Source organism: Segatella sinensis (assembly GCF_040095255.1).
Classification (GTDB): domain Bacteria; phylum Bacteroidota; class Bacteroidia; order Bacteroidales; family Bacteroidaceae; genus Prevotella; species Prevotella sinensis.
The window spans coordinates 48,408-66,240 of sequence record NZ_JBBNGE010000009.1; the positions used below are offsets into that span (position 1 = coordinate 48,408).

Annotated in this window: 15 protein-coding genes; 10 read left to right on the top strand and 5 right to left on the bottom strand. The window is 43.7% G+C overall.

The features are described from left to right. Positions 1–155: 155 nt before the first annotated feature. Positions 156–3,089 carry a TonB-dependent receptor gene (locus AAAT87_RS04160; RefSeq protein ID WP_296972865.1) on the top strand — a complete coding sequence of 978 codons (2,934 nt, stop codon included), beginning with the start codon at positions 156–158 and terminating at the stop codon, positions 3,087–3,089. 115 nt (positions 3,090–3,204) lie between these two features. Here the strand turns inward: AAAT87_RS04160 and AAAT87_RS04165 are convergent, their stop codons facing one another. Continuing rightward, positions 3,205–3,771, bottom strand: coding sequence for a porin family protein (locus tag AAAT87_RS04165; RefSeq protein ID WP_296972864.1), 567 nt, complete (start codon positions 3,769–3,771; stop codon positions 3,205–3,207). 292 nt (positions 3,772–4,063) lie between these two features. On the opposite strand from AAAT87_RS04165, the gene AAAT87_RS15520 reads away from it, so the two are divergent. Further along, positions 4,064–4,234 carry a DUF6722 family protein gene (locus tag AAAT87_RS15520; protein ID WP_412458953.1) on the top strand — a complete coding sequence of 57 codons (171 nt, stop codon included), beginning with the start codon at positions 4,064–4,066 and terminating at the stop codon, positions 4,232–4,234. A gap of 196 nt (positions 4,235–4,430) precedes the next feature. Here AAAT87_RS15520 and AAAT87_RS04170 read toward each other — a convergent pair whose 3' ends face one another. Genes AAAT87_RS04170 through AAAT87_RS04180 form a run of 3 tightly spaced genes read right to left on the bottom strand, consistent with a single transcriptional unit; the run spans position 4,431 to position 6,136 of the window. Beyond that, on the bottom strand, positions 4,431–4,853 hold the full coding sequence (locus AAAT87_RS04170) for an RNA-binding S4 domain-containing protein (protein WP_298531610.1): 423 nt from the start codon (positions 4,851–4,853) through the stop codon (positions 4,431–4,433). Positions 4,854–4,908: 55 nt separating this feature from the next. Beyond that, positions 4,909–5,481, bottom strand: coding sequence for an aminoacyl-tRNA hydrolase (gene pth, locus AAAT87_RS04175; RefSeq protein WP_203040299.1), 573 nt, complete (start codon positions 5,479–5,481; stop codon positions 4,909–4,911). A gap of 49 nt (positions 5,482–5,530) precedes the next feature. Further along, positions 5,531–6,136, bottom strand: a complete 606-nt coding sequence (locus tag AAAT87_RS04180; protein ID WP_153097443.1) for a 50S ribosomal protein L25/general stress protein Ctc — start codon at positions 6,134–6,136, stop codon at positions 5,531–5,533. Positions 6,137–6,446: 310 nt separating this feature from the next. On the opposite strand from AAAT87_RS04180, the gene nusB reads away from it, so the two are divergent. The 5 genes from nusB to AAAT87_RS04205 all read left to right on the top strand — a co-directional run bounded on the left by nusB (position 6,447) and on the right by AAAT87_RS04205 (position 9,958). After that, entirely contained in the window at positions 6,447–7,445 is a 999-nt protein-coding gene (gene nusB / locus AAAT87_RS04185) for a transcription antitermination factor NusB (protein WP_295025209.1), read from the top strand. 114 nt (positions 7,446–7,559) lie between these two features. After that, the gene (yajC, locus tag AAAT87_RS04190; RefSeq protein WP_153091055.1) at positions 7,560–7,874 is read left to right on the top strand and encodes a preprotein translocase subunit YajC; all 315 of its coding nucleotides are present in this window, start codon (positions 7,560–7,562) and stop codon (positions 7,872–7,874) included. A gap of 21 nt (positions 7,875–7,895) precedes the next feature. Then, positions 7,896–8,864 carry a CdaR family protein gene (locus AAAT87_RS04195; protein WP_349225725.1) on the top strand — a complete coding sequence of 323 codons (969 nt, stop codon included), beginning with the start codon at positions 7,896–7,898 and terminating at the stop codon, positions 8,862–8,864. A gap of 33 nt (positions 8,865–8,897) precedes the next feature. Continuing rightward, entirely contained in the window at positions 8,898–9,473 is a 576-nt protein-coding gene (gene coaE / locus AAAT87_RS04200) for a dephospho-CoA kinase (protein WP_349225726.1), read from the top strand. A gap of 35 nt (positions 9,474–9,508) precedes the next feature. Beyond that, on the top strand, positions 9,509–9,958 hold the full coding sequence (locus AAAT87_RS04205) for a DUF5606 family protein (RefSeq protein ID WP_295025217.1): 450 nt from the start codon (positions 9,509–9,511) through the stop codon (positions 9,956–9,958). A gap of 86 nt (positions 9,959–10,044) precedes the next feature. Here the strand turns inward: AAAT87_RS04205 and AAAT87_RS04210 are convergent, their stop codons facing one another. After that, positions 10,045–11,385 carry an MATE family efflux transporter gene (locus tag AAAT87_RS04210; RefSeq protein ID WP_118311900.1) on the bottom strand — a complete coding sequence of 447 codons (1,341 nt, stop codon included), beginning with the start codon at positions 11,383–11,385 and terminating at the stop codon, positions 10,045–10,047. Between the two features lie 352 nt (positions 11,386–11,737). On the opposite strand from AAAT87_RS04210, the gene AAAT87_RS04215 reads away from it, so the two are divergent. The 3 genes from AAAT87_RS04215 (at position 11,738) to AAAT87_RS04225 (ending at position 17,792) form a co-directional block, all read left to right on the top strand. After that, complete coding sequence (locus AAAT87_RS04215; protein ID WP_349225727.1) at positions 11,738–13,057, top strand: ATP-binding protein; 1,320 nt, start codon at positions 11,738–11,740, stop codon at positions 13,055–13,057. Positions 13,058–13,547: 490 nt separating this feature from the next. Then, positions 13,548–14,660 (top strand): Fic family protein, encoded by a 1,113-nt coding sequence (locus AAAT87_RS04220; RefSeq protein WP_349225728.1) that lies wholly within the window; start codon positions 13,548–13,550, stop codon positions 14,658–14,660. A 360-nt stretch (positions 14,661–15,020) separates the two neighbouring features. After that, positions 15,021–17,792, top strand: coding sequence for a DUF3427 domain-containing protein (locus tag AAAT87_RS04225; protein WP_349225729.1), 2,772 nt, complete (start codon positions 15,021–15,023; stop codon positions 17,790–17,792). Positions 17,793–17,833 lie beyond the last annotated feature (41 nt).

The following is a 17,833-nucleotide window of genomic DNA, read 5'->3' on the forward strand; positions in this document are numbered from 1 at the left end:
TCTATAAAAGTTTAAACCTTGATATATTTTATGCGTCAAAAGAAGCAGAATGCCCCAAAAAGAGCAGCTGTTTTTTACAATTGCGCTTTTATAGGGTCTAATCATGTAAGTAAGTCAAATATATAAGTAAGAAATAATAATAACGTTTATAATTAATGAAAAGATCTATTCTGATGATGCTTCTGGTGTTCGTAACCATGGCATCTTTTGCTCAGGATCGCTTGATTACCGGTGTGATTACCGACCGTGATACCAAGGATCCCGTAGAACAGGTAACGATTCAGTTACTCAAGACCGACAGTACCTATGTGTCGGGTGCCATTAGCAACGAGAAGGGACTCTTCCATCTCAATGCACCTGCCAATGGCAAGTATTTACTCAAGATTTCGAGTGTGGGTTACAAGACTACCGTGAAGCGTGTGCAGATTGCCGACGATAAGAATCTGGCAATGGGCAATGTGGTTCTCGGTGCAGATGCCATCATGCTGAAGGGTGCCGTGGTTACTGCCATGGCGCAGAAGGTGAACCTGAAGGAGGATACCTTCGTCTATAACTCGGCTGCCTACCGTACACCGGAAGGTTCGGTGGTAGAGGAACTGGTGAAGCGCCTGCCGGGTGCTGAGGTAAGCGACGATGGTACCATCAAGATTAATGGTAAGGAAGTGAAGAAGATTCTCGTGGATGGCAAGGAGTTTATGACGGGCGATACCAAGACTGCCCTGAAAAACCTGCCTACCAGCATCATCGACAAAATCAAGGCATACGATGAGAAGAGCGATCTCTCTAAGGTAACCGGTATCGATGACGGTGAGGAACAGACCGTGCTCGACTTCGGTGTGAAGAAGGGTATGAACAAGGGTTTGATTTCCAATATCGACCTGGGTGTGGGCAACGAGAGCCGTTACAGTATGCGTGGTATGGGTGGTTACTTCAATAATAACAACCGGTTCATGCTCTTTGCCAATGCCAATAATACCAGCGACCGTGGATTCGGTGGCGGTGGACTAGGCAGAGGTTTCGGTGGTGCCAATGGCTTGAATGCCAGCAAGATGATAGGTGCCAACTACAACTATGAGTTGAAGAACAAGTTCAAGTTCAATACTTCCCTCCGCTGGAACCATAGCGATGGCGATGTATGGAGCAGTCGTTCCAGCGAGAACTTCATGGGAAGCAGCAGCTCTTTCAGCAATAGCCTGAGCCAGAGTTTCTCCCGCAGTAACAGCTGGAATGGCAACATCCGATTGGAGTGGATGCCTGATTCCATGACCAATATCCTCTTCCGTCCTTCCATCTCCTGGAGTACCAGCGATGGATTGAGTGGCAGCCAGTCGGCTTCTTACAACAAGGATCCTTATACCATTACCTCCAAAGACCCTCTTTCTGAGGAAGGTATTGAGGAGTTGGATAAGGCTGAGGCTATGGTGAACAGTCAGTTGACTAACGGAATCACCTATTCTGATAATAACAACATCAATGGTATGTTGCAGATCAACCGCAAGTTGGGCAACAAGGGACGTAACATCACCTTCCGTGTGGATGCCAAATATACTGATAATGACAGCAAGAGCATCTCGCTCAACAATGCCAAGCTCTATCTCGTACAGACGGCAGAGGGTAAGGATTCTACTTATCAGACCAACCGCTACAACCTGACTCCTTCGAAGAATTACAGTTATGCGGGACAGTTGACCTATAGTGAGCCACTCTGGAAGGCTACCTTCCTGCAGTTCAGCTATAAGTTTACTTACAGCTACTCTAAGAGCGACCGCAGCACCTACGATTTCAGCAAGTATGCGATGAGTGGTAATCAGGAGTACCGTGGTTGGGACAGCTATCTGAATCCGTTTGCCGGTCATCTCGAAGATTACAAGGATGATAATCAGAGCCGTTTCTCTGAGTATCGCAATTACAATCATGATATACAGGTGATGATGCGATTCATCCGTCAGAAGTACAACCTGAACTTCGGTGTGATGGTTCAGCCACAGCAGTCTAAGTATATCCAGGATTATCAGGGAGTTCATGTAGATACCGTTCGCAATGTGGTGAATATGAGTCCAACGCTCGATTTCCGCTATCGCTTCTCAAAGATGAGCAACCTGCGTGTGAACTATCGTGGTACCACATCTCAGCCAAGCATCTCGCAGTTGCTTGATATCACCGACAACAGTGACCCGCTGAACATCTCGAAGGGTAACCCTGGCTTGAAGCCATCGTTTACTCAGAACTTCCGATTGTTCTACAACAACTTCGTGCAGAGCCACAACAAGGGTGTTATGACCTTCATCAACTTCTCAACCACCAGCAATAGCATCAGCAATAAGGTGACCTACGATGAGAAGACTGGTGGAAGAATCACCCGTCCGGAGAATATCAATGGTAATTGGAATGTGATGGGAGCCTTCATGTTCAACTGCTCTATCGATAGTGCCGGTGTGTGGAACTTGAATACCGACACCAACTTGGGTTACAACAACTACGTGAGCTATCTGAGTCTCGACAAGCAGTCTGATTCCCAGAAGAATACCACCCGCAGCACCACTTGGAGAGAACGCCTCTCATTCAGTTATCGCAACAACTGGCTGGAGCTTTCGCTTGATGGAACATTGAATTATAACCATGCCAAGAATAAGTTGCAGCCTAACAGCAACCTCGATACTTGGCAGTTCTCTTATGGTCCTAGCATGACGCTTACAGCTCCTTGGGGAACCAGCTTGAACTCAAGCCTCTCTATCAGCAGTCGCCGTGGATATAATGATAGCAGCATGAACACCGATGAGTTTGTATGGAATGCGCAGCTCTCTCAGAGTTTCCTGAAGGGCAAGCCATTGACCATCATGCTCCAGTTCTACGATATCCTTCGTCAGCAGAGCACTTTCTCTCGTGCCATTTCTGCTACATCCCGTACGGATACGGAGTATAATGCCATCAACAGCTATGCGATGCTCCATGTGGTATATCGCTTGAATCTCTTCGGAGGCAAGCAGGCTCGTCAGGGTGGTTCTGATGGCCCTGGAGGACCTGGTGGTCGTCCTGATTTCAGTGGTCGTCCATTCAATGGTGGTCGTCCTGGTGGAAGAATGTTCTAAGTGAAGTTTAAATAGATATGACAAAAAGAAATCCCCGCTCTTCATGATGAGGAGCGGGGATTATTCTTTTCTATGTTAAATAGCGAGGGGGGAATCGCTATCTTCATTTCCCTGATTAGAGAGCGAACTTGTAACCTACAGTAATCTGGATTACGTTGTTGTAGTGATCGTAGTTATCTGCAAGCTTAGTTACACCGATGTTGTAACGAGCATCGAAAACGATACCCTGGTACTCGTAAGAGAGACCTACTGGGATAGAGAGATCTACGGTCTTTGCATCGTCCATATCATCCTTATTTACCAAGAAGCCTGGCTGCAAACCTGCCTTGAGTGCAAGACCAGCTACTGGGTAGTAGTTCAAAGTGATAGGCACATTGATGTAGCCTGGATTCCACTTAAAGTCATTCTTGATAGTTCCGCTTCCGATAGGAGTGTCAATATCTACATCCTTGCCCTTGAAGCCCTGTACAGAATAGAGGGCACCTACTGCGATACCGAAGTTGTCTGCAGCCTGATACTGCAATTCTGCACCAGCTGCGAAACCAGCCTTCCAGTCGTTATCTCCGATTGTAGCAACATTCAAACCTACCTTAGGCTGGAGAGTTGTTGTACCTGCAGCCTGCTGTGCGAAAGCACCTACTGAAGACAGCACCATAGCTGCCATAACAAATAATTTTTTCATAATCTCTAAATTCTAAAATTAATAGTATGTTAATTCTCACGATGGAGTAAGATGGTAATCAGCTTATACTCTGATACCATAAATAACCGATTGCAAAGATATAGGTTTTCTCTATTCGCTCCAAATTTTTTAAGCTTTATTTTCCATCATATTACAAAATGTAGCATACTTGTTCCCATATCGTATGTTTTTAGAAATTATTATCCCCTTTTTCTTGCATTGTATCATAAAAAGTTGTATCTTTGCAGAGATAAAAGTATAGCGTATGGGACTAGAATTTGGAAAATGATTAATGGACGTTGCCAAATATATACTGACGGCGCTCTTGCTTGCGACTTTCTTGGGGGATATGAATTCCGCAGGTACTATTATAGCCTCTATAGTTTTGATGTTAGGAATGCTTGGCATCGGATTGTGGCTGGTTAAGAAATCAAGTAATAATAATAAAAAGAAAGGAAAATAAAAATGGATGCTCATGAACTTAATACTTGGCTTATATTAGGAACCCTTTTCTTGCTTTGTTTGGTAGGATTAGGAATAGGTATCTATGATACAATGAAGCAAAAGAAAGAAAAAAGCCTTTCGGCTTAAAGGAAAATAATTATGACTACACAAGAAAACTCCCCCTATACTCTTTGAAGTGTAGGGGGAGTTTTTGTTTATTCTTCATCTTCGTCCCAGTCTTCTTCATCGAATCCAAACATGGCTGGATCAACGAAGGCATCCAGGGCACGGCGTTCTTTCTTGGTTGGGCGACCAGTGCCTCTTGCTCTATCTACGAATCCGCTGATGCGACTCATCTCCAGCAGTTCATACTGCTTAGGATCAGTCACGTTCTTATAGACTCCGAAGAGCATTTTGGCTCCTACACGCTGCTCTATGCAGTCGAGTACCTCAAAAGAGTAGGTAATCGGGGCTTTCTTCACGCTCACCACGTCGCCACGTTTAATGATGAAGGAGGGTTTGCGGGTTACGCCGCCTACAGTTACTCTGCCATTCTTGCAGGCATCGGCAGCAATGCTGCGAGTCTTGTAAATGCGGGCTGCCCAAAGCCACTTGTCTATTCTTGCTGATTCTTTCATGATTTCTAATGCTTATAGAGATTAATCACTAATCATTAATAATTAATCACTATAATTATTTCTTTCCTAGCTTGTTGTATTGGTTCATGGTGATGTCGATACCAGCCAATACGAAGCTCTTGATAATCTCCACACCCAGGTCGATGGCAGGCTGAAGCTGCTTCATGTCTTCCTCAGTGTATTTACCCAGTACCCAGTCTATCTGTCCGCCACGTGGATAATCGTTGCCGATACCCATGCGCAGGCGGGCGTAGTTCTGACCGATAAGCTGCTGGATATGGCCCAGTCCGTTGTGACCACCATTGCTTCCGTTAGCCTTCAGGCGGAAAGCGCCGAGAGGCAGGGCTAGCTCATCGCTGATTACCAGGAGTCGGCTCTGGTCAATCTTTTCCTGATTCAGCCAATATCTCACGGCATTACCACTCAGGTTCATGAAGGTGGTAGGCTTCAGCAGGATAATCTTTCTTCCCTTGAGCGTGGTCTCGGCAATGAAGCCATATCGCTTATCCTCAAAATGAATATTGGACGCTTTAGCAAAAGCGTCCAATACCATAAATCCTGTGTTGTGCCTGGTATCAGCGTATTCATCGCCAGGGTTACCAAGCCCACAAATCAAATATTTATCCAATGTTTGATAATGCTTTACTCAGGTTCGTAAAATCTTTGATGACTATCGATTAAGCCTCCTCCTCAGCAGCAGCCTGTGCAGCGAGCTGAGCGTTACGTGTCATCTTGATAGAGCAAACTACAACAGCCTTGCTTGTAGCCAACTCGAGACCCTCGAATGAGAGGTCACCTACCTTGATGCTCTTACCAATCTTCAACTCTGTAACGTCGATATCGAGGTGCTCAGGAATAACCTGATAAGGAGCTGTAACGTTGATCTTACGGATAGAGAGGTTCATACGACCACCATCACGTACACCCTGTGCAAGACCTACCAACTTAACTGGGATACCGATAGTGATAGGCTTCTGGTCGTTCACCTCGTAGAAGTCAACGTGCAGAGGAGCATCTGTTGTTGGGTGGAACTGGATCTCCTTCATGATAGCTGTGTGGCTCTCACCGTCGATGATGAGGTTGATTACATATACATGAGGAGTGTAGATGATCTTACGCAACTCAGTGAATGGAACTGCGAATGACATAGCCTCAGGAGCACCGTTTGCATCCTTCTTCTCACCATAAAGGTTACATGGGATGAAACCTTCCTTACGCAATGACTTAGAAGCTTTCTTGCCAAGGTCTGTACGCTTCTGACCTGTTACATTAATCTCTTTCATTTGTGTTACTCTAAATTAAGTTGTTAAAATAATAATTTTGCCTTAACTCGCCATCACACGGATTAGCTTTGTTTGAAGCATGCCTCGCGAGTGTTTCTCGTAAAGCGGGTGCAAAATTACTACTTTTATTTGGAATATGCAAATTTCTGGGCGATATTTTCTCCAAAATGCCCGTTAAATATCTAAAACTCATCACCTAACCTTAAAAAAATAGAAATTATTGCCCCTTTTCTTGCATATTATATATTAAATATGTAAATTTGCATTGTTTTAGGTAATTATATAAATAAATCTTTTAAATTATTAGAGAATGATTAATAGGGATTTGATAAGACGTAAGATTGTGCAGTTAACCTACGCATACTATCAGAACAGCAATCATAATATTGATAATGCTGAAAAGGAGCTGTTGTTTGCTCTTTCTAAGTCGTATGACTTGTACAACTATATGTTGCAACTCATTGTAGCTCTTACCCAGGAGGCACAGAAGCGCTATGAGGTAGAGGTAGCTCGTGCTCAGCGTGAGGGTGCTCCAGAGCCTTCTTCAAGATTCGCATACAATAGATTTGCTGTGCAGTTGGAAGAGAACAAGATGCTCGCCGACTGGGCTGATGTGAAGAAGTCTTCTTGGGAAGAGGATATCGAAACAGTACGCAAGATTTATACTGCCATCGTCTCCAGCGATCTCTATGCCAGCTATATTGACGGTTCCATGACCAAGGATCATGAGGAGGAACTTACCGATTATGCATACGACCGCGAGTTCTGGCGCCGTGCTTACAAGACTTTCATTCTGAACAATGATGAACTCGATGCTTTGCTCGAGGAGAAGAGCCTCTACTGGAATGATGACAAGGATATCATCGATACCTTCGTGCTGAAGACCATCAAGCGCTTCGAGCCAACCAGCAAGGCTGATCAGGAATTGCTTCCGGAATATAAGGATGAAGAGGACCGCGACTTTGCCCGCAAGCTCTTCCGTGCTACATTGCTCAACTGCGATGCTTATCAGCACTATATCGGTGATGCTTGCCGCAACTGGGATTTCAACCGCCTGGCTTATATGGATGTAGTAGTCATGCAGATTGCCATTGCCGAGCTGATGACTTTCCCTGGCATTCCTGCTACGGTTACCATCAATGAGTATGTAGATCTTGCCAAGCTCTATAGTACTCCTCGCAGTGGTGGCTATGTAAACGGCATGCTCGATACCATCGCCCGCTTCCTCATCTCTCGTGGCTTGATCCAGAAGGAGTTGCCTGAGCGCAAGGGTGGTCATCATGGACCTCATGGACATAAGGAAGGCTAATATGTAGAGAGTATATATATATTAATGTACGCGCGTACATTATATATATGAATACTTTCGATCATATATAGTGATATTCAAGAATAAACAACATTAATCAATTAGAATAAAGACATGACAAATTTAGTATTGCAGGCTGCTGCTGGTGGTAGCAGCATGAGTTTCCTCATTATGATGGTAGCTATCTTCGCTATCATGTGGTTCTTCATGATTCGTCCTCAGCAGAAGAAACAGAAAGAGATACGTAAGTTCCAGAATTCTTTGGCAGAGGGTACAAAGGTGGTTACTGGCGGTGGTGTGTATGGCACAGTTAAACGCATAGATCTTCAGGCTAATACAGTAGATGTAGAGATTGCACGCGGTGTTGTCATCACTGTAGCTAAGGGTTACGTTTTCGCAGACGCAGCTAGCCAGACTCCTAACGCATAGTAGTCTATTCATAGGATTCTGATGCATAGTATTGGAAACATATTGAAGGCTGTCAGAAACTTCCTGTTCAGTGGCCTGAATAAGGAGTTTCTGATTTTTTTGTTCTTTCTCGCTCTCAGTGGCGCCTTCTGGTTGATGATGACGCTCAATGAGACCATGGAGAGGGAATATAAGATTCCTATGCGCCTGGTGGGAACACCACGTAATGCCGTGATAACAGGAGATTTGCCTGATACAGTGCGTATTACGGTGCGTGATAAGGGATTCACCCTGATAACCTATGCTTTCCGTCCGCTTAATTTCAAGTTTAACAACTATGCAGATGAAACAGAGGGACAGGGTGTGATTCCGGTAGCTGATGTCCAGAAGCAGATTCTCTCGCAACTCTATGGTTCGAGCAAACTCCTGCAGGTAAAGCCGAGCAAGTTTGATTTCTACTTCACCTATGGTGCTTCCAAGAAGGTGCCGGTGGTGTTCAGGGGAAAGATTACGACCAGCAAGAGATATTATCTGGCGCATACCGAGTTTTTCCCTTCTACGGTTACCGTATATGCCAACAACCGACAGCTCGATGAGATCCAGTCTGTAGAGATCGTACCTTTCTATTACCGCAATCTCCAGGATACCATCCGGGAAAATGTACGCATCAAGAAGATTCGAGGCGTGAAGGTAATGCCTGATATGGTTCGATTGGCTGTATATCCGGATGTCCTGACCGAGGAAATGGTGGATGTTCCGATTACGGCTATCAATATGCCGCCTGATAAGGTACTCAGAACTTTCCCGTCCAAGGTGTCGGTGAAGTTCACCATCGGAGCTAGTCTCTTCAGAACCATCAAGCCTAGCCAGTTTACTGTGGTAGTGGATTATAATGAAATCGCTGACAATCCTTCAGATAAGTGTACCCTGCAGTTGCGTAGTGTGCCTCGTTCGGTAAGCAAGGCATCGCTGGAAATGGAAACGGTGGATTATCTGCTGGAACAGCAATGATGATTGATAATTGATAATTTACAATTCATTGTTATGAAGATAGCTATAACGGGGGGCATAGGTAGCGGAAAGAGCTATGTGTGCAGAATCCTGGAGAAGCATGGCATCAGGGTTTACGACTGCGATGCCGGGGCTAAGCGGTTGATGAGGCAGGATGCTGACTTGCAGGCGGGCTTGAAGAAGTTGGTCGGCGAGGAGGTGTACAGTGCCGACGGTATCTTGCAGAAACCGATGCTTGCCCAGTTTATCCTGACAGGCGAGGCAAACAAGCAGGCGGTAAACGATGTGGTGCATCCCGCAGTGGCACGTGATTTCGAGCAGAGCGACTGTGAGTGGATGGAGAGTGCCATCCTCTTTGATAGTGGGTTCCATCGTCGTACCCATTTCGATAAGGTGGTATGTGTCTCGGCTCCCGTTGCCGTTCGTCTGCAGCGCATCATGCAGCGCGATCATATCTCTCAGGAGAAGGCGCAGCAGTGGATAGATGCCGTGATGCCGCAGGAAGAGCTGATAGCCCGTTCGGATTATGAAATCGTGAATGATGGGGTGAGTGATGTGGAAGCTCAGGTAGTGCATCTGCTCAATCTGCTCAATCCATCAGATAATTGATCATATTAAAAAATAAAAATAGATTATAATAGACAATGGAAACAATTCTTTCAATTGCAGGCAAACCAGGCCTTTACAAATTGGTATCAAGAGGTAACAGAACTCTTATCGTTGAGACTCTCGACGAAACTCACAAGCGTGTACCAGCTTTCGCTACAGACCGTGTAACCAGCCTTGGTGACATCGCTATGTACACAGATGCAGACGAGGTGCCATTGTGGGAGGTACTCGACAGCGTAAGCAAGAAGGAAGCGGGCAAGCCAAGTTCTTTCAACTACAAGAAGGCTCCTGCTGCTGAGCTTCACGATTACTTCGCTGAGGTTCTTCCTAACTACGATCGCGACCGTGTACACGACAGCGACATCAAGAAGCTCCTCCAGTGGTACAACATCCTCGCTAAGTACGGTATCACAGATTTCAAGGCTACTCTTGCTCCAACAGAGGGTGAGAATGTAGATGATCGTGCTGAGCAGGTTGCTGAGTAAGATTCATGGGTATATAAAAGTCGCCCTGAAAGGGAAAAAGCTTTTCATGTAAAATGCTTTTGCCCTTTCAGGGCGACTTGGTTTATTCACTTTTTTTCAATCTTTTTCAGTTCCTTCTCAAATCTTCTCCGATACATTTCGCCGGCAATGGTCAAACCGAACGGGAAGGCAATCCAGATGCCCAGCAATCCCATGCCGCAAGGGAAACCGAGGGTATAACCCAATGGCAATGAGATGACGAAATAGGCGATAAAGGCATAGAGCACCATCGGCTTCACGCAGGCAATGCCTCGAAGCGCATTGGCAAAGGTGTATTGCAGACCATCGCCAAACTGATAAACCATCATCAGGATAATCAGCGTAGCTACATACGCCTGTACCTCTACGTTATCATTAAACCATCCACCTATCTGGTGGCGGAGCAGAAGTACCGGCAGACCCATGCAGAGCGAGAACAGCAGGTTCAGTCGGAATCCGTCGTAGGCATTGAGGCGAACGGCGGCATAGTCTTTCTGACCCATAAAGTGGCTCACACGGATGGCCATGGCTGCTGCCATACCCGAAAGTACGAGGTAGAAGAGCTGGGAAATGGTAATCATTACCTGGTGAGCTGCCAATGGAATGGTGCCGAGCCAGCCCACCATCACGCAACTCAGCGTAAAGGCAGCCGATTCCATACCTAGTTGGAGAGCCACCGGCCAGCCCAGTCGGTTCATCTCCTTGAAATCCTTCCTGTTTACGCAACTGTGTACAATGTCATAACTGTAGGTTCTGAATTTCCTGCAGGTCACTACCATTCCTACCATCGCCAGTGCCATCAGGATTCTACTTGCCAGGGTAGAGATTCCAGCTCCGAGCAGTCCCAGTTCCGGGAAGCCAGCCACACCGTAGATGAGCACCCAGTTGCCCAGGATGTTCACGATGTTACCGCCTATCATCGCCCACATCGCCACCTTGGTCTGTCCGATTCCGTCGAGGAATTGCTTCATGGTATAGAAGATACCCATGAAGAGCACCGATGCCAGATTCACCAGAAAGTAAGGTCGGATAAGCTCCAGCAGTTCCTCCGGCTGTCCGATATGTGCCAGGTTGAGATAGAGCAGGATGAGGGCAAGGGTGAAGATGCCTCCCGTCAGCATGTTGGCTAGGAAGGAGTTGCGCACCTTCTGACCGATGACGTCGGTGCGTTCCTCTCCGTAGAGTCTGCCGATGATAGGAGTGAGGCCGTAGGTGAATCCCATATAGGATACAAAAACGAGACCGAAGATATTGTTTACCAGTCCTGCTGCCGCCAGTTCGGGAGTACTGTGATGACCGATCATCAGCGTGTCGGCGAATCCCAGGATGATGGTTCCCAGTTGTCCGATGATGATAGGAAATCCTATCGAGAGCAGTTCGCGGTAATGATGTTTCTTGTGCATTGTCATTGCTTTACTATGGTTGTTTGTATTGCTTTTTAATTACTAATCTTTTTCTTGATGTTCTGAACTTCCGTTTGGATGTGCAAAGTTACTGCTTTATTCAGTAACTACCAAATTTTTCATTCAGAAAATTATTTTTTCCCTTGAAGTACCAATTATGAGTTGGTTTGTCCTTGACGAAATATTTGCATTCGAAACCTCTATTTCGGAAACATCAATAATGCTCAAACAAATAAAAAAGCTTAAATTGATAAGCAAATATGCTGATATTCAGTTTTTTTTATTAACTTTGCATTCGAAACCGCTGTTTCGGAAACGGCGGTTTCGAAAATAACATTAAAAAAAGAAACTATAAAAAATGAAGTTCTTCGGAAGACAAAACGAAATAAAAGAATTGCAAGAGATAAGAAATCTATCTTTGCAAACGGCTCGTTTTACAATCGTAACAGGACGCCGACGTAGCGGAAAGACATCCTTATTGATAAAAGCATACGAGGATGTTCAGGATATGCTATACTTCTTTGTTGCAAGAAAATCAGAAGCAGAACTCTGCAAAGATTTTATCGAAGAGATGACGAACAAACTTCAGCTTCCTATCCTCGGCGAAGTAACACGCTTTGCAGATATCTTTAAATATCTGCTTCAACTATCTAAGATTCGTCCAATCACTCTCGTCATTGACGAATTTCAAGATTTCAAGCGGGTTAATCCATCTATCTTTTCAGATATGCAAAAGATATGGGATCTAAACAAACAGGAAGCTCATATTAATCTCGTGGTTTGCGGTTCTGTTTATTCACTTATGAACATCATCTTTAAAAACAACAAGCAACCACTTTATGGTAGGCAGACTGGAGAAATAAAAGTCACTCCATTTCCTCCCTCTATTGTCAAGGAAATTCTCTCTACATATAATTTGGCCTATACCAACGAAGATCTACTGGCTCTCTACAGTTATACAGGTGGAGTAGCAGAATATGTGGAAATGATGATGGATGCAGGAGCCACAACCAAGGAACAGATGACAGAGAAGTTTGTTGCAAAAAACTCTTATTTCATATACGAAGGAAAAAATATGCTGATAGAAGAATTTGGCAAAGACTATGCCCGTTATTTCGAAATATTGCAACTTATCGCATCAGGCTACAAAACCCGTGGTGAAATAGAAAGTATTATGAAAATAGAACTCTCAGGCTATCTCACTAAACTGGAGAACGACTATTGCTTGATTTCCCGTTATACACCGATGTTTCAAAAGACCAATCGCAACATTCGCTATCAGATAGAAGACAACTTCCTTCGCGTCTGGTTTCGCTACATCTACAAATATGGATACATGATAGAGGTTGGCGCCAATAAAAAACTAAAGATGGTCATGGACAAGAGCTACACCACATACACCGGCAAGGTTCTGGAAAGATATTTCATAGCAAAGATGATAGAAAGTGAAGAATATACCCAGATTGCTTCCTGGTGGGACAGAAAGGGAGAGAATGAAATCGATATTATCGCTGCCGATGAACTGGAGCAAAAAGTCATTTTCTATGAGGTGAAACGCCAAGCTAAGGATATAAATCTCGGTATTTTAAAAGATAAAGCCGAGCATTTCTTTCAGGCAACAGGAAAATTCAAGAATTTCAATATCGGATACCAGGGGTTGTCGATGGAGGACATGTAAAATTGTGTGGTATTTATTCCACGATTATGGATATTAATTATAAGAATGTATCTTCTTGATTGCAAGGATGTTTTTTTCTGGGTTCAAGAATATATCTTTTGGAGTTAAAGAACATATCTTTTGGAGTTAAAGAACATATCTTTTGGGGTTCAAGTAAGTATCGTTTGGGGTACAAGCATATATCTTTCGGGGTTCAAGGAAGTATCTTCTTGACTGTTGCCACTAGGCTCTGCACGTCTGCTGAGCCTAGTGACATCACCTTTTAAACGTACAACTATACCCCTTTTAGTTGTACGACTATACCCCTTTTAGTTGTACGACTATACCCCTTTTGATTGTACGACTATACATGACTTTTCCCATTCTTTCCGTTGCTATTCTCCGCAAATTTGCGGAGAATAAGCCAAATAATCTCCGCAAAACTTGCAATATTCGATAAAAATGTCTATTTTTGCAGGTACATTTAAAATGAAAGATTAAAAATGCGGCAATGATGAGAGGAACAAAATATATTTGGCAGCAAGAAGGTTGGCCCCACATGCAATGGGAGGATACCAGCTTCAGCAATATCTTGGCAGAAATCAATTTGCTAAGAGGTAAATTGCTGGGTAGAGTTTCTATGTTCGGTTTTGAAGAACAGAACCTGTCTATGTTGGAGTCTATGACTCAGGAAATTGTACACTCTGCAAAAATTGAAGGTGAGGAATTGAATAGAGATAGTGTCCGCTCGTCTGTAGCCCGTCAATTAGGACTGGAGTATGAAGGTTTGAAAAACTCCGATCATTATACAGAAGGAGTGGTACAGGTAATGATAGATGCGGTGCAGCATCATGATATGCCGTTGGATGCCGAGCGTTTATTCTCATGGCATGCAGCTCTGTTTCCTACTGGAAGAAGTGGCATCCATAAAATTCTGGTGGGCGATTGGCGACAGGGTAAAGAGCCTATGCAGGTAGTTTCAGGACCATTAGGTCATGAGAAGATACATTATGAAGCTCCGGCAAGCAAGGATGTACCAGATATGATGTCAGATTTTCTCCGCTGGTTTGATTCTGAGAATACGCTTGATCCGTTGGTAAAGACAGCCGTGATGCACCTTTGGTTTGTGACGATTCATCCATTTGATGATGGTAATGGTCGTATTTGCAGAACGTTGACGGAATTGTTGTTATCCCGTGCCGATCAGACCTCCCAGCGATACTACAGTCTTTCTTCTGAAATTCTGAATCATCGTAAAGATTATTATCAATATTTGGAGCAGGCACAGAAAGGAGGTCTTGACGTGACACCTTGGATTCAATGGTTTTTACAGACATTGAAGTTGGCGTTGGAAGCAGCTTTTGAGAAAACTGAAGGAGTGTTACGCAAGTCCAGATTTTGGGATGCGCATCGTTCTGTTTCCATCAACGAGCGTCAGCGTAAGGTTCTCAATATGCTTTTTGATGGTTTCGAAGGGAAGCTGAATTCTTCCAAATGGTATAAGATTAATCATTGCTCTCAAGATACCGCCAATCGTGATATCAGGGATTTGATAGCCAAGGGTATATTAAAACCAACGGGAGAAGGTGGAAGAAGTACCAATTATGAGTTGGTTTCTCTCTGAATTTTCGATAAAATGGCTTATATTAAATCAGATACTTAGCCTGTGTGTGGCATTAGTGGCATTAAAATAGAAAAAACATTTTGGTTTATGTTTTCTGTCAGGCGTTCTAGCGGATTTGCAATCCGCTATGGAAAAATGTTCGACCGATAAAACCTGGGGATTTGCAATCCCCACCATAATTCCCATCCAACTATGGTGATAGGATAGGTTACGTTATCGTAATCAGAAGGAAGAAGTTCTCTAGCTTAAAATCAGAGAAAACAAGAAAAAAGTATCATGATACATCAGAAAACGTTGGAAATCGTGAAGTAACTGGATTCTTTTTTGTACTTTTGCACGTGAAAATAAAAAGCGGGGTTTATGGAATCGAGATTTTTAACCAATTATACAGAGACAACCTTCCTGTCAACCATTCAGATGAACTTGCGTCGCTGCAAGGCATTTGATTTCTCAGTCAGTTTTATCAAGAAAGCCGGCCTGGTACTCCTGTCTAAAGATATCAAGGCTGCTGTTGAACGTGGAGCCAAAGGAAGAATCATCACTTCTACCTACCAGAACTTCACAGACGTAGAATCCCTGAACTTTTTCATGAGCCTCACCCGATATCCCAATTTTGAATGCCATCTGGATGACGAATGCTTCCACGATGAGAAAAACTATTCTACCAATGGATTCCACTCCAAGGGCTATCTCTTCGAGATGGAAGATGGAATAGAGATGATAGTTGGTTCATCTAATATCACCCGCTATGCTTTGCTGAAAAACATAGAGTGGGATTTGGTTGTAAACTGCGACCGTGATACCGAGGCTTATCTTGATGCAATGAATGAGTTTGAAAATCTTTGGAACCAGACTTATGAATTATCACAGGATAGAATCAAGGATTACTCTACAAAACTCAGTTTTGCGATAGAGCGTTGGGATATGGATTACGATATGGCGAATTCCGATATCAAGCCTAACTATATGCAGCGCAAAGCGCTTCGAGAATTGAATCGTTATCGTGCCATCGGACAGGAGAGGGCTTTGGTGATTTCTGCTACAGGTTCTGGAAAGACATATCTGGCAGCATTTGATACGTTCAATTTCAATCCCGACAGGTTACTCTATATTGTGCATGAGGGTTCTATCTTAAAGAAATCCCTGGAGACATTCCAAAAGGTATTTGGTGGCTCTAAAACTTGCGGCTTGTATAATGCGGAAGCAAAGGAAACAGAAGAAGATTTTCTGTTTTCTACCAATGTATCTATGTGTCGCTCACTCGAACTCTTTGATAAGAAGGAATTCGATTATATCATCATCGATGAGTGTCATCACGCTGTGGCAGACAGTTATCGGAAAATAATCGACTATTTTGAGCCAGAGTTCCTGCTGGGTTTGACAGCTACCGAGAACCGTATGGATAATCAGGATGTAGTAGAGATTTTTGGCAATAATATCCCATACGAGTTGCGGCTTCGTGATGCCATCATCAATGATCTGATTGTGCCATTCCATTATTTCGGTATTCGTGACGAACTGGTTGATTATGGCTTGACTGCTTCAGGAGAACGCCGTATGATATCACAGATTTCTACACCAGAGAACTGTGAGTTTATCCATCAACAGATAGAGAAACATCGTATGGAAGGACAGAAACTGAAGGCTCTGGCTTTCTGTAGAAACATCCAGCATGCTAGAATGATGGCTGATAATCTGGGTGATTATTATCATACAGCTTTCTTGAGTGGTAAGAACAAGACCGGTGAACGTATTCGTGCCTACAATGATTTGCAAGATGAAAACCGGGATTTGGAAATTCTGTTTGCTGTAGATATTCTGAACGAGGGTGTGGATATTCCTGGTGTCAACATGGTGCTTTTCCTGCGCCCAACGGAATCGAGTACCATCTTCTTACAGCAATTGGGTCGAGGCCTTCGTAAGTATGCCAACAAGCCTTATGTTACGATACTCGATTTCATCGGCAACAGCTATAAGCGTAGCGTTCATATAGCCTTGGCACTTGGTAGTCTTTCCCGAAATTCCATCTTGGAAAAGAAACTTTTGAAGTTTATGGTAAGGAATGATTTCAAAAGTTTGGGTCTGGACAATTATGGTGTTGAGATACATATTGACGATCTTTCTAAAGAAGAAATCATTGACAAGATAGAGAGCGAGAATTTCAATCGCATCAACTATCTGAAGATGGATTATCAGAATTTCAAGGCATATCTGAAGACTCCGTCTTATCCATCGCACATGGATTATATGAATAGTGATTATGCTCCTAATCTGTTGAAATTCATGAAGATAAAGATTGGTTCCAAGAAAACCAATTCTTATTATGGCTTCTTGAAGGGTATAGAAGAAGAGGGCTTGCCGGTATTCTCAGAAGAGCAGATTGCTTGCATCAACTATCTTTCAAGTCTTTTGCCTTTGGTAAGAGAGCATGAGTATTTGGTAATCAAAAATTTACTAAGCGGAGAGACTGCGTTATCTCATATAGAAGCCAATGTCCAGGAGGAGATTCCAGGTTTCAAGTATGAGCAACTGGAGCACGCTTTGCGATTCCTGGAAGATGGAAATGCGGTGAAGATAAAAGAGAGTGAAGTGCATTTGTGTGGTGAAAGAGAACTGGAATATGAGGCATATCTGCAAGATTTGCTCAACTATGGGCTGACGCAATATGAGGCAAGGTATGCTGACACGAAAGACGATTTTCTGTTATGGCAGGATTATCGCCAGGATCAGGTGCTCTTGAAGATACTGGAGAATCCGAAGCACAATCAGTATGGCACTTACTATAAGAATGGCAATATGTATGTCTTTGCTGGTTTGAAGAAGGATGCTTCACTGGGTGATCATTTGAAGTATAATGACAAGTTCTTGTCTCCAGATGTTTTCCAGTGGGAAAGTATTGCCCGTATTTCTGCCAAGGATGAGGCTTTGCAGCGGGCAGCCAAAAGGGTATTGGTATTTGTGAGAAAGGTGAGTGCCGAGAATGGTCTTACTCTGCCATATACTTATATCGGAACAGGGCATTTGGAAAATCCAAGAAAGGATGCAACGACGAATGGTTCCATATTGTATGATATTCACATGGATAATCCGTTGCCTCAGGAATTGCAGGAGGATTTCCAGTGGATGGAGTAAATGATATTTTAAATCGAGTAGATGATATTTTAAGTTGATAA